At 61.5% G+C, this 17,658-nt stretch carries 16 protein-coding genes; 14 read left to right on the plus strand and 2 right to left on the minus strand.

Annotation, left to right across the window (positions count from 1 at the left end; all coding sequences use genetic code 11):
- The first annotated feature begins 99 nt into the window (after positions 1-99).
- Positions 100-1,290, plus strand: a complete 1,191-nt coding sequence (locus HMPREF2630_RS07185) for an L-threonylcarbamoyladenylate synthase (RefSeq protein WP_070484155.1) — start codon at positions 100-102, stop codon at positions 1,288-1,290.
- Between the two features lie 107 nt (positions 1,291-1,397).
- Here HMPREF2630_RS07185 and HMPREF2630_RS07190 read toward each other — a convergent pair whose 3' ends face one another.
- Entirely contained in the window at positions 1,398-2,399 is a 1,002-nt protein-coding gene (locus HMPREF2630_RS07190) for an NAD-dependent epimerase/dehydratase family protein (protein WP_049333680.1), read from the minus strand.
- Positions 2,400-2,929: 530 nt separating this feature from the next.
- Between HMPREF2630_RS07190 and HMPREF2630_RS07195 the strand changes: the two genes are divergently transcribed.
- The 13 genes from HMPREF2630_RS07195 (at position 2,930) to HMPREF2630_RS07255 (ending at position 16,465) form a co-directional block, all read left to right on the plus strand.
- Positions 2,930-4,906 carry a glycosyltransferase gene (locus HMPREF2630_RS07195; RefSeq protein WP_070484158.1) on the plus strand — a complete coding sequence of 659 codons (1,977 nt, stop codon included), beginning with the start codon at positions 2,930-2,932 and terminating at the stop codon, positions 4,904-4,906.
- Positions 4,906-6,864 carry a polysaccharide biosynthesis protein gene (locus tag HMPREF2630_RS07200; RefSeq protein WP_070484161.1) on the plus strand — a complete coding sequence of 653 codons (1,959 nt, stop codon included), beginning with the start codon at positions 4,906-4,908 and terminating at the stop codon, positions 6,862-6,864. The genes HMPREF2630_RS07195 and HMPREF2630_RS07200 overlap by 1 nt, the downstream gene beginning before the upstream one ends.
- Positions 6,865-6,972: 108 nt before the next feature.
- Positions 6,973-8,286 carry an MraY family glycosyltransferase gene (locus tag HMPREF2630_RS07205; RefSeq protein ID WP_070484164.1) on the plus strand — a complete coding sequence of 438 codons (1,314 nt, stop codon included), beginning with the start codon at positions 6,973-6,975 and terminating at the stop codon, positions 8,284-8,286.
- A 329-nt stretch (positions 8,287-8,615) separates the two neighbouring features.
- Positions 8,616-8,858 (plus strand): hypothetical protein, encoded by a 243-nt coding sequence (locus HMPREF2630_RS09125; protein ID WP_141744694.1) that lies wholly within the window; start codon positions 8,616-8,618, stop codon positions 8,856-8,858.
- Positions 8,859-8,887: 29 nt separating this feature from the next.
- Complete coding sequence (locus HMPREF2630_RS07215) at positions 8,888-9,148, plus strand: hypothetical protein (RefSeq protein WP_070484171.1); 261 nt, start codon at positions 8,888-8,890, stop codon at positions 9,146-9,148.
- A 112-nt stretch (positions 9,149-9,260) separates the two neighbouring features.
- Positions 9,261-10,058, plus strand: a complete 798-nt coding sequence (atpB, locus tag HMPREF2630_RS07220) for a F0F1 ATP synthase subunit A (RefSeq protein ID WP_049343642.1) — start codon at positions 9,261-9,263, stop codon at positions 10,056-10,058.
- A 171-nt stretch (positions 10,059-10,229) separates the two neighbouring features.
- Positions 10,230-10,433 carry an ATP synthase F0 subunit C gene (gene atpE, locus HMPREF2630_RS07225; RefSeq protein ID WP_049333669.1) on the plus strand — a complete coding sequence of 68 codons (204 nt, stop codon included), beginning with the start codon at positions 10,230-10,232 and terminating at the stop codon, positions 10,431-10,433.
- Positions 10,434-10,484: 51 nt separating this feature from the next.
- Positions 10,485-11,042 (plus strand): F0F1 ATP synthase subunit B, encoded by a 558-nt coding sequence (locus HMPREF2630_RS07230; protein WP_049333667.1) that lies wholly within the window; start codon positions 10,485-10,487, stop codon positions 11,040-11,042.
- Positions 11,042-11,854, plus strand: coding sequence for a F0F1 ATP synthase subunit delta (locus HMPREF2630_RS07235; protein ID WP_049333666.1), 813 nt, complete (start codon positions 11,042-11,044; stop codon positions 11,852-11,854). The genes HMPREF2630_RS07230 and HMPREF2630_RS07235 overlap by 1 nt, the downstream gene beginning before the upstream one ends.
- 188 nt (positions 11,855-12,042) lie before the next feature.
- The gene (gene atpA, locus HMPREF2630_RS07240; RefSeq protein ID WP_070484174.1) at positions 12,043-13,668 is read left to right on the plus strand and encodes a F0F1 ATP synthase subunit alpha; all 1,626 of its coding nucleotides are present in this window, start codon (positions 12,043-12,045) and stop codon (positions 13,666-13,668) included.
- 75 nt (positions 13,669-13,743) lie between these two features.
- Positions 13,744-14,685 carry a F0F1 ATP synthase subunit gamma gene (locus HMPREF2630_RS07245; protein WP_049340654.1) on the plus strand — a complete coding sequence of 314 codons (942 nt, stop codon included), beginning with the start codon at positions 13,744-13,746 and terminating at the stop codon, positions 14,683-14,685.
- Between the two features lie 56 nt (positions 14,686-14,741).
- Positions 14,742-16,205: a F0F1 ATP synthase subunit beta gene (gene atpD / locus HMPREF2630_RS07250; RefSeq protein WP_005507810.1), complete on the plus strand. Its 1,464-nt coding sequence runs from the start codon at positions 14,742-14,744 to the stop codon at positions 16,203-16,205.
- A 2-nt stretch (positions 16,206-16,207) separates the two neighbouring features.
- Complete coding sequence (locus HMPREF2630_RS07255; protein ID WP_049340652.1) at positions 16,208-16,465, plus strand: F0F1 ATP synthase subunit delta/epsilon; 258 nt, start codon at positions 16,208-16,210, stop codon at positions 16,463-16,465.
- 261 nt (positions 16,466-16,726) lie between these two features.
- Here the strand turns inward: HMPREF2630_RS07255 and nucS are convergent, their stop codons facing one another.
- Entirely contained in the window at positions 16,727-17,440 is a 714-nt protein-coding gene (nucS, locus tag HMPREF2630_RS07260; protein WP_005506450.1) for an endonuclease NucS, read from the minus strand.
- Positions 17,441-17,658: the final 218 nt, after the last annotated feature.

The following is a 17,658-nucleotide window of genomic DNA, read 5'->3' on the forward strand; positions in this document are numbered from 1 at the left end:
GTCGTATCAGCCGCCGACGAGGCGCGACGCGTCAACCCCGTGACGCGCACCCTCCCCGGCGTATCGCCGCAATCCATAAAACGTGAGACAATATAACCCGTGACTGCAAAGCTGTACCCCGTAACGACTGAAACCGAGACCCGCGAGGCGCTGGACGCCGCCCGCGAGGCCCTCAAGGCGCACGACACGATTGTGATGCCCACCGATACCGTCTACGGTATTGCCGCCGATGCCTTCTCGCATCAGGGCGTTGCCAAACTGCTGGCAGATAAAGGCCGCGACCGCACCATGCCGCCGCCCGTACTCATCTTTGATATCGCGGCGCTCGCCGGCGTGGTGGATGACGTTCCGGACGACATCTACGACCTGGGCTACCGTTTCTGGCCCGGCGCGCTGACCATCATTCTTCACGCCTACCCCTCGCTGAGCTGGGACCTGGGCGAGACCCGAGGCACCGTCGCGGTGCGTGTTCCCGACGACGAGTTTGCCCTGAAACTGCTGACCGAGCACGGCCCGCTGGCCGTCTCGAGCGCTAACAAGACCGGCCAGGAGGCTGCCGCGACCGCCCAGGCCGCCATGGACTCCCTGGGCGAGGACGTCGCGGTGATTATTGACGGTGGCCCCCGCCCGAAGCCGCACGAATCAGAGCCCAACGAGGACGGCGTCACGGTGGTGACCGAACGCGAGCCGGCTCCCTCGACCATCCTGGACTGCACCTCGTTTCCCTACGTGGTGGTGCGCGAGGGCGCGATTCCCGTTGAGGAGCTCCGCGAGGTGATCCCCTCGATTCTGACCCGCGCCGAGGCCGACGAACAGGCGGCCCGCAAGGTTGAGGAGGCGCAGGCCTCATCGCAGAGCGCGTCGAACACCTCGGACGCCTCCCAGCAGGCGCTGGACGAGCAGGAGGGCCTGGACGAAGCCTACGAGCAGTGGGACAGTACCCACACGGTGAGCGGCGAACCCGCCCGCCGCGCCGAGGCACCCGCGGCTGGTTCGATTGCCGCCTCCCTGCTGGGCGCTACGAGCGCGCTGGGTTCGGGCTTCGGCATCAGCTCGGTGGACCAGGAGCGCTCGCGCGGCTACCGCGACAACACTCCCAAGCCGATTCGCGCTGATGAGCCGCGGGTTCAGCCCGTCCCTGCCGATACTGCCCGCGCCCTGGTCTTTGGCGAGGCACCCGCCGCCCCGAAGACTGAAGCGAAGGCTGAGCAGAAGAAGACCGAACCTGAAGCCAAGGCCGAGGCTGAATCTAAGACCGAGGCCCCGGAAGCCGCCGAGGATCGCCTGTAGGCCCGGCCACGGTTAAAACTCAGGAGTAAAACTTAAGGGAACGCCCGATACATCAACAGATGTATCGGGCGTTCCCTTATGCTATCTCTCGCCAGAGGCGGCGCCACCTAGCTATTGGCGAAGCGGCGGTCCTTCTTCTTACCCAGTGCCGTGTGGGCGGTGCGCAACACCTCGCGCACGCGCGGGGTGGGTAGCAGGTTGTTCTTGCGGGCCCAGGAATCGTCAATACCCTGACCGAACCACATGACCTCGACCTTACGCACGGAGCCGGAGAACCTATCGTTCATGAGCTCAGATACCTTGTAGCCGGCCTTGATGGCCGCGCGGCAGAGCCACTCGGGCAGGTGATGGGGCTTGCGGCGGCCCGCATCCAGCGATGCGGAGGCGACGGTTGCGCCTTCCCAGGGCTGCAGCACGATGGTGGGCAGCTCGCCGGGGAAGGTTCCGAGCATCACCACGAACTCGGCCAGCGCGTACACGCTGGAGACGGGGGACTTACCCTGGCCCGCACCGGCCACCGATGCGAAGGGGGAGGAGGCCATCTTGGCAAAGAGCTCGGTCGTGCGGCGGCCGCGACCCTGAACGCTGGTTGCGCGCAGGATGCACAGCTCGGGTGCGCTCTCGGGATGCTCCTCCAGGAAGTAGTCCTGCAGGTCGAGCAGCGCTTCCTCGCCAAGGGTCTTGGAGAACGAGTAGGCGCTAAAGGGGGCGGTCTCCTCGGATGCGTCGAGCACGGGGCGGGGGCCCTGCACCGCGGCAGAGGAGAGATGAATGACGCGGCGCACGCCGGTGCGCTGGGCGGCAATCGCGATGACGGCCGGCAGCAGGGCGTTCGCACCCATGAGCGGGGGCAGGTCCTGCATGTTCGGGGCGGCGAGGCCGGCGGCGTTCACCACGACCTGCGCGCTGGCGAAGGCTTCGGCGAGGGAATCGATGATGCCCTCCAGCTGTTCTGCCTCGTCGATAATGCTGTCTACGTCAAGGGAGCGGGTGGCGAGGCGGGGCGCTTCAATGGGATCGACGCTGATCCCCTCTGCGTTCAGACGCGCAACGATGGCGGAGCCAACAAAGCCGCTGGCGCCAATGACTTTCCACCTGGATTCGGACATGTCTTTACCTCTCAAAAGCCCGCGGTCGGTGCGGGGAAAAACAGGGTCATTTCAACTTTCGCATATTTGCACCGGTTATGGTGAATTGTTGGGGCGGTGACCGGTTTTTGGTCGCTTTTTCGCACGACGGGCACAGCTCGGGCACAGGGGAGCCATCGAAAACAGCCTTGAAAACATTGGCTGAACGGCACCTTGCTTCGCCGCGGGCCGTAATACCAGCTCGTAACCTGCGCCTCCACCTAATCCTTAGAGGTTATTCACCCTCTGGCGAAGGGTGAACTGCCGCGGGGCCGGCGCAGTCCGACATACGGAAAACAACCGATTGAGGTTGAATATGCGTCATAATGGGTGCGTTAGTGGGGGAAGATTCACCTCGAGGTGAAGACCCCGGTAAAATGGTCACTTTGGAGAGTTATATCCTCATCCAGCAGCGTCGCGGACACCGCCGAAACACCCGGTCCCCGCACGGAGAAGGATATGCCTCAACGTTGAACGGATAAGGTGCCTCGGCGCCGCGGAGGGAGAACACTATGGCAGAACAGCACAGCGACCGACCCGCGCCTACCCAGCACCCCGCCGAACATGACGGTCAGCACGAACCCCGCGCCGTCGCGGTGGTCGTAACCTACAACCGCCGCGATTTGCTTCCCAAGACCCTGGCGGGCATCGCCTCGGGCCGGATGCGCCCGGTCGCCGTGGTCATCGTCGATAACGCTTCCACCGATGACACCGCCGCATACCTGGACTCCCTGGAGTACGACCTGCCGGTGGACCGCATTACCCTGCGGCAGAACATGGGCGGCGCCGGCGGTTTCGCGGTGGGCATCGACCGCGCCCTGGAACGCCACAACCCCGACCTCGTGTGGGTCATGGATGATGACACCGAGCCGACCGAGAACACCCTGGCCGAAGCCGTTGAGGCGTGGCTCGGCTACTCCGAGGTTCCCGCCGAACGCCCCGCGGTGGTGGCCTCTCGCGTGGTGTGGACGAACGGTGAGGACCACCCCATGAACACCCCTCGCACGATGTTCGCGGCGGGGGAGCAGCGCCACGCCCGCGCCCGCGCGGTGGGGGCCCGCCCGATTCGCAGCGCCTCCTTCGTCTCGATTCTCATGGACGCGCAGGCCATCCGCCGTAACGGCGGCCTGCCCATCGCCGAATTCTTCATCTGGAACGACGATTTCGAATTCTCGACCCGCCTGATTCACCACCGCGACGGCATTGCGGTGCCTTCCTCGGTGGCGAAGCACCACACCAAGACCTTCGGCACGACGAACGCCAACCCCGGCCCGCGCTTCTATAACGACGTGCGCAATAAGCTGTGGGTGTTTACGCGCTCGCGTACCCTGAACCCGCTGGAAAAGCTGCTCTACGGTGGTTCTTCGGCCCGCCTGTGGGTCTCCACCCTGCTTCGTACCGACGACCGCCGTACCTACCTGGGGTACTTCCTGAACGGTCTGCGTGACGGCCTGCGCCCGCCCACCCCGAACCGCCGGGTGCTGGAGGGCATCTACCCGCTGACCTTCCCGGGGCGCTACGGCGTTCCGGCCTCGAACCCCGAGCCGGTCGTGACCGGGAACGCCGGGGCCGCTGGATGCGTGAGCTCCGCCCCCGACTTCTCGGTGCTCATGAGCGTGTACGCGAAGGAGAACCCCGCGTACCTGGAACAGGCGCTGGAATCGAATCTGTTGAACCAGACCCTGCGCCCCTCCGAGCTCGTGCTGGTTCTGGACGGTCCGCTCACCCCCGAGCTGCGCGCCGTGGTGGACCGCTGGGGTGCCCGCGCTGAGAACCTGGATTGCCCGCCGATTCAGCTCGTGGAGCTACCGCAGAACGTGGGTTTGGCCGAGGCCCTGAACGCGGGTCTGCGGGCCTGCAGCTACGAGCTGGTGGCGCGCGCCGATTCTGACGATATTTCCGAGCCCACCCGCTTCGCCGAGCTGATTCCGGCCCTGGCCGCGGGTGGCTACGCGCTACTCGGTTCGGCCATGCTCGAGGTCAACGAGAACAACTCGGCGGTCGAATCGGTTCGCGAGGCCATCGTCGAGCCCAAACGACTGCTCCGCGCCATGGATTCGCGTAACCCGATCTACCACCCCTCGGTGGCATTCCGTAAGAGCGCCGTGCAGACCCTCGGCGGTTACGAGTACGTGCCCGGTGCCGAGGACTGGTGGCTGTGGATGCGCCTGCGCGACGCCGGCTACCGCCTGGGCAACCTGCCCGCACCTCTCGTGCGCTACCGCGTGGGCGCCGGCGCCTACACGAAGCGCGGGGGAGTGGACGCCTGGAAGCAGGACTGGGCGATTCAACGCCGACTGTACACGGGCCACGCCATTTCGAAGGCCCGCTGGGCGCAGAACATGGCGGTGCGCAGCGTGTACCGCTTCGTGCCCGAATCCCTGCGCCGCAACGCTTTCCGTGCGCTGTCTACCGTGGCCGCACGCGCATCCTCTACTCGCTCATCTTCGGACCGTTTCACCGGTGCCGCATCTGAAGGAGGCTTTTAATGGCCCAGCTGAAATCTGACGCCCACGAGGCGGTACGACGTGCTGCTCAGCGCGGCACGCTGATGACGGAGGGCGATTCCGGAGCCGTTCTGGTGAATCGTCTGTACGAGCGCAAGCCGTGGTGGCTGATTGCGCAGGCGCTGATTGACTCGAGCGCCTGGGTTCTTGCGGTGCTGTTCGCGTACATGCTGCGCTATAGCGTGCTACTTAGCAATGGCTCGGTGTTTGACATCATCCACCCCATTTCGCTGACGATTACGGCCGCCGGGGCGGTGCTGCTACAGCTGATTTTCGGTTTGGCGGCAGCCAAGATTTATAACGGCGTGTACTCCTACGGATCCTTTGACGAGTCGTGGCGCGCCGCGGCGGCGGCGCTGAGCACGGGCGTGGTGCTGACCGGTTTCTCCTTTGTGGATGAGCTTGTTGGCCTGCCGCACATTCCGCACAGTGTGCCCGCGATTGCCGCGGCGTTCAGCCTGATTATGATGGCCGGTGCCCGCATGGCCAAGCGCGTCTATACCGAGCGCGGCGCGGTGCGTGAGCTGACGGGCGAACCGGTGATCGTGTACGGCGCCGGTTTCATCGGCGGCATGGTGATGGATTCCATGCTGCACGATGAGGAGGCGAAGCTGCGCCCCGTGGCGGTCTTCGACGATGACCCGCTGAAGGCCGGCACTAAGTTCCACGGTATCCAGGTGATTACGACCTACCGCGAGCTTGAGCGAGCGATTCGCGAATCGGGCACTCACAAGGTGATCGTCACGATTTCCGATATGCCGGAGGACTATTTTGAGGCCTTCTGCGAGCGCATGCGTCGCCTGAAGGTTGAGGTGCAGCGTATCAGCAGTGCGAACGCCCGCCTGATGGGTGAGCGCCTGGTGAACGCGAGCGATAACGACCTGATGCGCGTAATCCGCGGTGAGATTAACTACGATATCGATCGCGATATCCTCCGTTCGTACCTGCACGGCAAGCGCGTTCTGGTGACGGGTGCTGGCGGTTCGATTGGTTCTGAGCTCTGCCGCCAGATTAGCGAATTTGAGCCCGAGACCCTGATGATGCTCGACCACGACGAGACTCTGCTGATGGACACCAAGGTGTCGATTACGCACGAGTCAAGCCTGGACGACGACCGCATCATCCTCGCGGATATTCGCGAGGGCGATACCCTGCTGGAGATTTTCCGGGAGCGCCGCCCCGAGGTGGTGTTCCACGCCGCCGCGCTGAAGCACGTGTCGGCGCTGGAGGCCTACCCGCAGGAGGCCTGGAAGACGAACTCCCTGGGCACCCTGAACGTGCTGCGTGCCGCCGAGGCCGTGGGTGTAAAGACCTTCGTGAACGTCTCGACCGATAAGGCGGCGGACCCGAAGACGGCCCTGGGCCAGTCCAAGCGCGTGGCGGAGCGCCTGACCGCGTACTTTGGCGAGAAAACCGGCAACACCTACGTTTCGGTGCGATTCGGCAATGTGTTTGGTTCGCGCGGCTCGATTAAGCCGCTCTTCACCAAGCAGATTCTCTCTGGCGGCCCGATTACCCTGACCGATAAGCGCGCGACCCGCTACTTCATGCTCATCGCGGATGCCTGCCTGCTCGTGATGCTGGCCGGTGCGATTGGCCGTCCGGGCGAGGTCATGGTGCTGGATATGGGCCAGCCGGTCAAGATCCTGGACGTGGCCAAGGCGATGCGCCAGGCCTACGAACGCTACGACGTTGAAATCAAGGAGATTGGTCTTCGCAAGGGTGAGAAGCTGGATGAGACTCTCTTCGGCGGTACCGAGAAGCTGGTGCCGAGCGAGGAAAACCGGTATATTTCCCGGTCGAGTGCCCCGGCACTTGACCCTGATGAGCTCGATTATAAGCTGTGGATTCAGAACTACCGCGAGCACAGCGGCTACGAACGCCACGGCCTGGAGCGCGCACCCGATCCGCGCACCCTGGAGAACGCGCAGACCTTCTAACCGACCGGCTCTTCGACGCCGCCCCTATCGGAGCGTCTTCCCGGCGCCCCGGGGGCGGCGGAGCCATACGATAAACACATTCACGAGACAGTACGACCCGGAGCCATCATGACCTCCTTTCCCGAGCTAACGAGCATTTTCGTTCTTGCGGTGATTGCCGGTGCCCTCCTGCCCTTTGCGGTGCGTCCGATTCTGCATCGCTACAACATGGTGGACATCCCCAACGAACGGTCCTCGCACACCACGCCGACCTACCGCGGCATGGGCCTGGCGACGGCCGCGGCGACCCTGCTGGCTTTCCTCGTGGCGACCCTGCTGGGCTGGACCTACCGCTCCGCCGAGTCCCTGCAGCTGGCCATCACGATTGCCGCCGCCATGCTTTTCTCCCTGGCCCTGGGCTGGCTCGAAGATATTCGCGGCGTGAGTATCGTTCGTCGCGCTGCCCTGCAGCTGGTCATCGGTGTGCTGGTGAGCGTCAGTTTCGCGACGGTTCAGGGTACCAACCCGCTGCTGGTGGTGGTCGGTGCCGTGTTCATCGCGGGCTACATTAACGTGGCCAACTTTATGGACGGCATCAACGGCATCTCGGGTGCTCACGGCCTGGTGGCCGGTTTGGCGTACGCGCTGACCGGTTGGATGGTCAACCTGCCCTGGCTGGCTATGGGGGGTGTAGCGGTGGCCGGCGCGTACCTGGCGTTTCTGCCGTGGAACGTGCGCCCGGGCAAGAACGTCTTTCTGGGGGATGCCGGTTCCTACGTGCTGGGTACGGCCCTGGGTACTCTGGCGGTGGGCGCCTGGTTTGCTGACGTTCCGGTGCTGCTGGCCTTCGCTCCTCTCGTTACCTATCTGGCCGATGCCGGTTCGACTCTCTTCCGCCGCTTCATGGCGGGGGAGCAGTGGTACAAGCCGCACCGCACTCACGTGTATCAGCGCCTGACGGACGTGGGCTTCAGCCATCTGGGATCGACCGCAGTGGTCACGGGCATGACGATTTTGGTGTGGGTCCTGCTGGCCTTCGCCTCCGACCTGTACACCTCGGGTGCTGGTTTTGCCGCGCTCGGCGTGGTGCTTGTGGCGCTCGCCGTGCTGGCCGTGTACCTGCGCATGCCGCAGCTTTTTGGTGGTGAAGCCCCCAGCTCAACGATTGACCTGACGAAGGCGGCGAAGGGCGGCTCCTCTGCCGAGGCCGGTACCCCCTCGTCGGCTTCTCCCGCGGAGCAGCCGGCAGCCCCGAAGAAGGCGGGTCGGGGCACCTCGTCTTCTTCTGCGACCGGTGTTCCCGCAACCCCGGAGCGGGTGGAGCCGACCTCCCTGCATCCCGCGCCCATCATTCCGGACTCGGTGAAAGATTGCGCGGAGCAGCCTTCTAATGAGCGCTCTTCTGCGCCTCAGTCGAAACAGAACCGTGGGGAGAAACACTAATGGTGTCTAGGTCGCCACAACCTCAAAAGGAAGCTGTAGCAGAGCCCGTCTGGAGGCGCGTGGCCGATGTTCTGTGGTATCCACCCGCGGAGCGTAGGAGGCAACGGGAACGTCGCCGAGAGCGTGCCCGGGTAGGACTGAGGGCATCTTCTTACGAGAGTCAAGAGCTTTCCTGGAAATTTTTGTTCTACAGGGTATCGGTATGCTCTTTGCCGGCTTGGTTCGGCGGTATGATGAGTGCGTACCTGTTTGCGGGCCCCGTGGGCGCGCTAGGAATAACATTGGGCTTTCTGATAATCTATATATGCTTCACTCTGGGCGTATTAGTTATGCTGATTGCTCCCATTTTCGACTGGGGCGTACCCAAATCGCTGGTGGTGAGCTACCTTGTGAAGATTGCCCTGCTCGGTCTGGTGTTGATGTTTGTTCCGTTCCCAGAGAACCTGAGGCACGGTTGGACTCTTGCAGGCGCATGCACCGGCGTGATTCTGTGGATTGTTATCGAGACAGTCAGCATTGCACGATTGAGAATTTTGTACTTCGACACCGACTCGGAAGACCATAGTCGGTAACACGATAGGTGTTTGAAAGGAATATACGTTTGGCCGAGGAGAAGAAGTGGTGGGACGGAGATCGAAAGCTCCGCACCACCGGAGAATTGGTATCCGGCGGAGGTCTCTCCGGCGCCGTGATGTCAATTCTCTACCTGATCATCGGCGTTGCGGTGTGGGGAGGTATTGGTTACCTCGGTGACCTGGTCTTCTCCACCACCTGGATGGTATGGGTTGGCGTCTTAATCGGCGCCATCGGGGGTTTAACCCTCGTCTTCACCCATATGGCCAGGCAGAATACGGACCGCTAGGTCATTGAACGCGGACCGCTAGGTCACACATTCATCCATGTAGTTAGCATGTCAGTCACGCAAGAGCTGGCATGGGCTCTTGATAGCCACAAGCAGCAAGAAAGGACTTGCTTTGATCGAGAACGGGTTGATCCTCGCGGAAGCCGGGGCCTATGTTCCGCCGAACCCCGAAGACATGCATCTTCCCCCCTTCTTCACCATTGGTGATTTCGCCTTTGGTAAGCAGAACGTGCTGGTGCTACTCTCCGTGGTGATTATTGCGGTCTTCTTCCTCACCGCAGCACGCAAGCGTGCCATGGTTCCCGGAAAGACTCAGTTCATCGCTGAATCCGGCTACCTATTTGCTCGCAACTCTCTGGGCAAGGAAACTCTGGGCGTTCAGCACTACAAGCCTTTCGTTCCGATTCTGTTCGCCTCCTTCTTCTTTGTTCTGGTGAACAACCTTTACGGCGCGATTCCGTTCATCCAGCTGCCCTCCTTCTCCCACCCCGGTAGCGCCTACGCGCTGGCTGGCGTGGCATACCTGACCTGGGTCGGCGTGGGCATCAAGCGCAAGGGCCTGGGCGGCTTCTTCAAGGACATCACCATGCCTGCGGGCCTGCCGTTTTGGATTTACCCCATTCTGATCCCGATCGAGTTCTTCTCGAACATGCTGATTCGTCCCGCAACCCACGCACTGCGTCTGTTCGCCACCATGTTCGGTGGTCACCTGGCGCTGATGGTTGCCTCCAGCATGGTGACCTACATGGTTGAGGCTCTTGGCGGTATCGGCTACCTGGCCGCCATCGCTCCCGGCGCCCTGGGCCTGTTCCTGTACTTCCTGGAATTCATGATTCAGTGCATCCAGGCGTACGTGTTCGCTCTGCTGCTGGCTGTGTACCTGCAGGGCTCGGTTTCTGAGGGTCACTAGTCAGTTTGCTGACACTCTAAATTTTTTATTAGGTTTTCGCGTTCGGGGCTGGGGTACCGGCTCCGGACAAGAATAAAGCAACCCACACGTTCATTGTGCGGGCTATAACTCAAATCAAACTCTGTTCGGTCCGGGTATGTTCCCGGTTGAGCACTGTTGAAAGGAAAAATAATGGTTGGTTCCATCACTGCGGTTGGCTACGGTCTGGCAGCTATCGGCGGCGGCATCGGCGTGGGTCTGGTCTTCGCGGCTTACATGACCAGCGTTGCTCGTCAGCCCGAGTCTCAGAAGACTCTGCAGCCCATGCTGTTCCTGGGCTTCGCGCTGGTCGAGGCACTGGCAATTCTGGGCCTGGTTCTCGTCTTCATCAAGTAACCGGCTCCGCCACATCCTAAACGACCCATCCCATAGAACAGGATTCCCTCCATGATTTATCTGGCAAGCGAAGGGGGAGCGGAGGCAGCTTCGAACCCCCTCATTCCCGACGTCGGGGAAATTGTCATTACCCTCATCGGATTCCTGATCCTCTACTACATCGTTGCTAAGTACGTCGTCCCGGCGTTCGAGAAGATCTACCAGGACCGTAAGGAAGCAATCGAAGGTGGCCTTGCCAAGGCCGAGAAGGCACAGGCAGAGGCTGCAGCGGCTCGCGATGAGTACACCCAGCAGCTCGAAAGCGCTCGACTGGAGGCTCAGAAGATTCGTGAAGAGGCACGCGCAGAGGGCGAGGCAATCATTGCCGACGCTCGCGAGCGTGCAACCGCTGAAGCACAGCGCATTAGCGATAACGCGTTGAAGGCTATCGAGGCAGAGCGTGCGGCAGCAGCAGTGTCCCTCCGTTCCGAGGTTGGCACTCTGGCTACGACCCTTGCCGGCAAGATTGTGGGCGAAGCCCTCAACGATGATGAGCGATCGGCCCGTGTGGTAGATCGTTTTCTTGCTGACCTTGAAACCGAGAAGCAGAACGCAGGTGCGGCTCGGTAATGGCAGGAGTATCTACTGAATCACTGAGCAAGGTGGAAGAGGTTCTGGAAGCCCACGCTTCCCTGCAGCCTCTGAAGCTTGCGGGCGAGCTTTTCGCACTGGTCGACGTGCTCGACCACAACGGCACCCTTCGCCGCGCCGTCACCGATTCTTCGCGTGACGCAGCGGCCCGCCAGGGAATCGTCAATTCCGTTTTTGACGGCAAGATCTCTTCGCAGGCCATGGCTGTACTCACCAACGCGGTGGCTCAGCGCTGGTCCGAGGATTCCGACCTGGCGGATGCCCTGGAACGTGCAGCGGTGCTCGCCGTGATCGCATCGGCTCAGTCTCGCGGTGGCGTGGATGCCCTGGACGAGGTACTCAACGAACTACTCACCTTTGTGCGTACCGTTGATTCCAACGCTCAGGCGCAGGAAGCGCTGTCCGACCATCAGGCAAGCAAAGAAGCAAAGAAGAAGCTCGCCGTGGCGCTCGGTGGCCCCGCCACCACCGCCGAGGGTGTGCTTCTGCTCGAACGAGTTGGCTCTAATCCTCGTGGCCTTCACGCCGCGCGGGCTGCCGACGAGTTCGCAGAAATCATCGTCAAGCGACAGAACCGTTACATTGCGCGCGTTACCAGCGCAATCAACCTGTCGCAGGCACAGCTTGAACGTCTCGGTCGCGCACTCAACGCCGTGTACGGCCGCGAGCTGAAGCTCGACGTTTCGGTGGATCCCGCCGTTCTGGGCGGTTTGCGTGTTCAGGTGGGCGACGAGGTGATCGACGGTACCGTCGAGACCCGTATGTCCGACCTGTCTCGTTCCATCGGCTAGCGGCTCAAGCTAGCGACGCTGAACCGTTCGTCGCAACGGTGATTTAGAAGATACCTCGGGTAGGCGGGTGCGCGGCGTATGCCTCCTCCAACGCGGAGGCGGCATGGCCCGCCCGTTGAACCCGGATTGCAAGTTTCGGTTAGTTCCGTTGATGGAACGTAACCACAATGAGAGAGCAGGGACACAAGATGGCCGAACTGACCATCAATGCCGACGATGTCCGTAATGCGCTGAACGAGTTTGCAGCGTCTTACGAACCCGGCAATGCAGAACGTGTTGAGGTGGGTCGAGTTGTATCGGCCTCCGACGGTATCGCTCGCGTCGAGGGCCTTCCCTCGGTGATGGCGAATGAGCTGCTTCGTTTCGAAGACGGCACCCTCGGCCTCGCACAGAACCTGGATACCCGCAATATTGGTGTGATTGTCCTGGGTGACTTCACCGGTATTGAAGAGGGTCAGGTTGTACACCGCACCGGTGAGGTTCTCTCGGTGCCCGTTGGCGACGCGTACCTCGGTCGCGTTGTTGACCCCCTCGGTAACCCGATTGACGACCTGGGCCCCATCGAGGCTGAAGGCCGCCGCGCACTGGAGCTGCAGGCTCCCGGCGTGACCCAGCGTAAGTCGGTTCACGAGCCGCTGCAGACCGGTCTGAAGGCAATCGACTCGATGATTCCGATCGGCCGCGGTCAGCGTCAGCTGATTATTGGTGACCGCCAGACCGGTAAGACCGCTATCGCGATCGACACCATCCTGAACCAGAAGGACAACTGGGCTTCGGGCGACCCCAACAAGCAGGTTCGATGCATCTACGTGGCCGTCGGCCAGAAGGCATCCACCATTGCGGCTGTCCGCCACACCCTGGAGACCCGCGGCGCGCTGGAGTACACCACCATCGTGGCATCTCCCGCATCCGACGCAGCCGGCTTCAAGTACCTGGCACCCTACACCGGTTCGGCTATCGGCCAGCACTGGATGTACGGTGGCAAGCACGTCCTCATCATCTTCGACGACCTGTCGAAGCAGGCAGAAGCATACCGCGCTGTGTCCCTGCTGCTGCGCCGCCCGCCGGGACGTGAAGCATACCCCGGTGACGTCTTCTACCTGCACTCCCGCCTGCTGGAGCGTTGCGCTAAGCTCTCCGACGACCTCGGCGCAGGTTCGATGACCGGCTTCCCGATCATTGAGACCAAGGCAAACGACGTTTCCGCCTTCATTCCGACCAACGTCATCTCCATTACTGACGGCCAGATCTTCCTGCAGTCCGACCTGTTCAACGCTAACCAGCGTCCGGCAGTCGACGTCGGTATCTCCGTCTCCCGTGTTGGTGGTGCCGCACAGACCAAGGCTATGAAGAAGGTCTCCGGTACCCTGAAGCTGGAGCTGGCACAGTACCGTTCGATGGAAGCGTTCGCAATGTTCGCATCCGACCTGGACGATGCAACCAAGGCACAGCTGACCCGCGGTTCTCGCCTGACCGAGCTGCTGCGTCAGCCGCAGTACACCCCGTACGCAGTTGAAGAGCAGGTTGTCTCCATTTGGGCTGGTACCTCCGGTCACCTCGACGACATCGAGATTTCCGACGTGCTGCGCTTCGAGGAAGGCTTCATCGAGTACCTGCGTCACAAGACCTCGGTACTGACCGATATCGCTTCCTCCGGCAAGCTTGAGGATGACACCGTTGCAGCTCTGAAGTCCGCAGTTGCTGACTTCAAGCAGGGTTTCAAGTCTGAGGGCAGCAGCCACCTCGTCGACGCAGGTCACGAGGAGCACAAGGCAGCTCGCGATAGCGACATCACTCAGGAAACCATCGGTTAGCGATTAGTCCTCGCCTTCTCCCCGCCTCAGCTATGAGGCTGGGGCGGGGCAGAAAGCAAGGAGAAAGGAAGCTCTATGGGAGCCCAGATTAGGGTTTACCGACAGAAGATTGCTTCGACGTCGTCTATGAAGAAGATCTTCAAGGCGATGGAGATGATCGCGACCTCCCGCATTAACAAGGCTCGTAACGCTGCTCAGGCAGCCGGCCCTTACGCGAACGCTCTGACCCGCGTGGTGACTGCGGTTGCGACTCAGCACGGTATTAAGCACCCGCTGATTCACAAGCCGCACGAGTTCGGAACCTACGAACACCGTCGCTCCGCAATCCTGGTTGTTACCAGTGACCGCGGTCTGGCAGGTTCGTACTCCTCCGCTATCCTGCGTCGTACCGAATCTCTGATTGAGAGGCTGCGCTCTAACGGCCAGGAGGTACAGCTGTACCTGGTTGGCCGTAAGGCAAAGGCTTACTTCGAGTTCCGTGAGCGCCCCTACGCCCGTGCGTGGGAGGGGCACACCGATGCACCTCGTGTTGAAACTGCCGTCGAAATTCGTGACGCGCTGCTCGAAGCCTACGACCTGCCCTTCGAAGAGGGCGGCGTGGACGAACTGCACATCGTATACACCGAGTTCAAGTCGATGGTTGTTCAGGAACCCAAGATCCTGCGCCTGCTGCCCATCCACGTGGGTGACGCAAAGGCTATGGGCGAGGAAATCGTTCCCGACCAGGAACTGACCAAGGCTGAGTACGAGCAGGCGGCATCCTTCGAGTTCGAGCCCTCCGCCGAGGAAGTGCTCAACGCGCTGTTGCCGCGCTACATTGCATCGCGTATCTTCTCCTGCCTCCTGCAGGCAGCAGCAAGTGAGCTGGCATCCCGCCAGCGCGCGATGAAGACCGCAGGTGACAACGCTGAGACGCTGATTACCAAGTACACCCGTTTGATGAACAACGCACGTCAGGCGGAAATTACTCAGGAGCTCTCCGAAATCGTGGGCGGCGCAGACGCCCTCGGCTCCTAGTACTTGTACGCCAACGAAGCCATCAACTGTCCAAACTTTCTAAGTAAGTGAGAAATATGACTGCCACCTACAACGAATCGGTCTCCGCACCGACTCAGGGCGCAACGGGTCGTATTGCCCGCGTCATCGGCCCCGTGGTCGACGTCGAGTTCCCCGCCGGTCAGGTCCCCGAGATTTACAACGCTCTGACCACCGAGCTGACCCTCGACGGTCGCACCCGCACCATCACCTTCGAGACCGCACAGCACCTGGGCGACTCGATCGTTCGCGCTATCTCCCTGCAGCAGACTGACGGCCTGGTCCGCGGTCAGGCTGTAGTCGACACCGGCGCACCGATCTCCGTCCCCGTTGGTGACGGCGTGAAGGGCCACATCTTCAACGTTCTCGGTGACGCACTCGACGTGCCGAACTCCGAGATCAAGGCTGACACCTACTGGCCGATCCACCGTGCCGCTCCCGGCTTCGCAGAGCTGGAAGGCTCCACCGAAATGCTGGAGACTGGTATTAAGTCCATCGACCTTCTGACCCCCTACATCAAGGGCGGTAAGATTGGTCTGTTCGGTGGTGCAGGCGTGGGTAAGACCGTGCTGATCCAGGAAATGATTACCCGTGTGGCTCGTAACTTCGGTGGTACCTCCGTGTTCACCGGTGTTGGCGAGCGTACCCGTGAGGGTAACGACCTGTGGGTCGAAATGGAAGAAGCAGGCGTTCTGAAGGACACCGCTCTTGTGTTCGGCCAGATGGATGAGCCCCCGGGAACCCGTCTGCGCGTGGCACTGACCGGTCTGACCATGGCGGAGTACTTCCGCGATGTTCAGAACCAGGACGTGCTGCTGTTCATCGACAACATCTTCCGTTTCACTCAGGCAGGTTCTGAGGTTTCCACCCTGCTGGGCCGCATGCCCTCCGCAGTGGGTTACCAGCCGAACCTGGCGGACGAAATGGGTCTGCTGCAGGAGCGTATTACCTCCACCCGCGGTCACTCCATCACCTCCATGCAGGCAATTTACGTGCCTGCGGATGACTACACCGACCCGGCGCCGGCAACCACCTTCGCGCACCTGGATGCGACCACCGAGCTCTCTCGTGAAATCGCATCGCGCGGTCTGTACCCGGCAATTGACCCGCTGTCCTCCACCTCCCGAATTCTGGACGCACAGTACATCGGTCAGGAGCACTACGACACCGCAATTCGTGTGAAGGCTATTCTGCAGGAAAACAAGGAACTGCAGGACATCATCGCGATTCTGGGTGTGGACGAGCTCTCCGAGGAGCAGAAGATCGTCGTGGCACGTGCACGTCGTATCGAGCAGTTCCTCTCCCAGAACACCTACACTGCAAAGCAGTTCACCGGTGTCGAGGGTTCGACCGTTCCGCTGAAGGACACCATCGAGTCCTTCCAGATGATCTGCAACGGCGATGTCGACCACATCCCCGAGCAGGCGTTCTACAACATTGGTGGTATGGACGACGTTATGCGCCGCTACGAGGAAATCAAGGCACAGACTGGAGCTAAGTAATCATGGCTCTGAAAGTTGAAGTTGTTTCCCGCGAACGCGTCGTGTGGACTGGCGAAGCGAAGTACGTTCGTGCACGCTCCGTCAGCGGTGACCTCGGCATCCTGCCGGGCATGATCCCCACCTGCACGCTGCTGGCACAGGACGGCGAGCTGCTCATTGAACCCGTTGATGGTGAGCCCATTAAGACCATCCTCAACGCAGGTTTCTTGACCGTCTCGAACGATCACGTGACCATCGTTGCAAAGCACGCACAGATCTAAAGCTGGTTCCCCTCAGCGGGAATTAGCCACTGTGTACACCTCGCCGGTGTTCCACCCTGAAAGGGGAGGGGCACCGGCGATTGGTGTATCCGGGGGTAGATTGTTTACGCAGAACGAGAGTGTGCACAGAAAGAACGCGTGCGCCGAAAGAGCGCGGGCAGAAAGATGATGGGCTGAAAAGGGGCGCCTCCCATGGTCGGGAGGCGCCCCTCAAGCTATGTGCAGCTGCTTAGCCTAGAGCCGTTTAGAACAGACGGTCAGCTAGAACAGACGGTCAGCGGAGTCGTCCACGCCGCGCATCGCATCGTAGTCCAGGCTCACGCAGCGGATACCGCGGTCCTCAGCCAGGGTACGTGCCTGCGGCTTAATCGTCTGTGCCGCAAATACGCCGCGCACCGGTGCCAGCAGCGGGTCACGGTTGAGCAACTCCAGGTAACGGGTCAGCTGCTCCACACCGTCAATATCGCCCACACGCTTGAGCTCAACCGCCACGGAGACGCCGTGCGCATCCTTCGCCATGATGTCTACCGGACCGATAGCGGTCGGGTACTCGCGGCGCACCAGCGAATAGCCCTCACCGAGAGTGTGGATCTGCTCTGCGAGCAGACGCTGCAGATCAGCCTCCACACCGTCCTTGATGAGGCCGGGATCAACACCCAGGTCGGTGGCGTGCTCGTGCTCAATCTTGTAGATGCGAATCATGAGGCGGTCATCGCTCTTAGCTGCCTGAACGGTCCACAGCTGCTGAACATCGGACTCTAGGTCCTCACGGATGCTCTGCGGAACGTCCTCACGCTCAGCTACCAGCAGGGAGCAGGGAGGGCTCATCCAGTTCAGGGGCTTGTAGGAACCGCCGTCGGAGTGAATGAGGACGGAGCCGTCATTCTTGACCATCAGCAGGCGGGTAGCGCGGGGCAGGTGGGCGCGGAGGCGGCCCTCATAATCTACGGAGCATTCAGCAATGACAATACGCATCCGTCCACTCTAGCAGGTACGAGTGTTTGGCTCTAGCAGGTGAGGGTATGAGCTAGGGAACCTGAGCTTGGTACAGGTCGCGGTACGGGGGCACAGTAGGGAAGTACGGCACAGTAGGGAGGTGCGGCACAGAGCGGGGGAGTACCGCCTCAGCATGAGTACCACGCCAGTATGAGGAAGAGCGCAGAGCGAACAGCGGCAGGGTAGGTAGATAGAGA

The organism is Rothia sp. HMSC072B03, from assembly GCF_001809565.1.
GTDB lineage: Bacteria > Actinomycetota > Actinomycetes > Actinomycetales > Micrococcaceae > Rothia > Rothia mucilaginosa_A.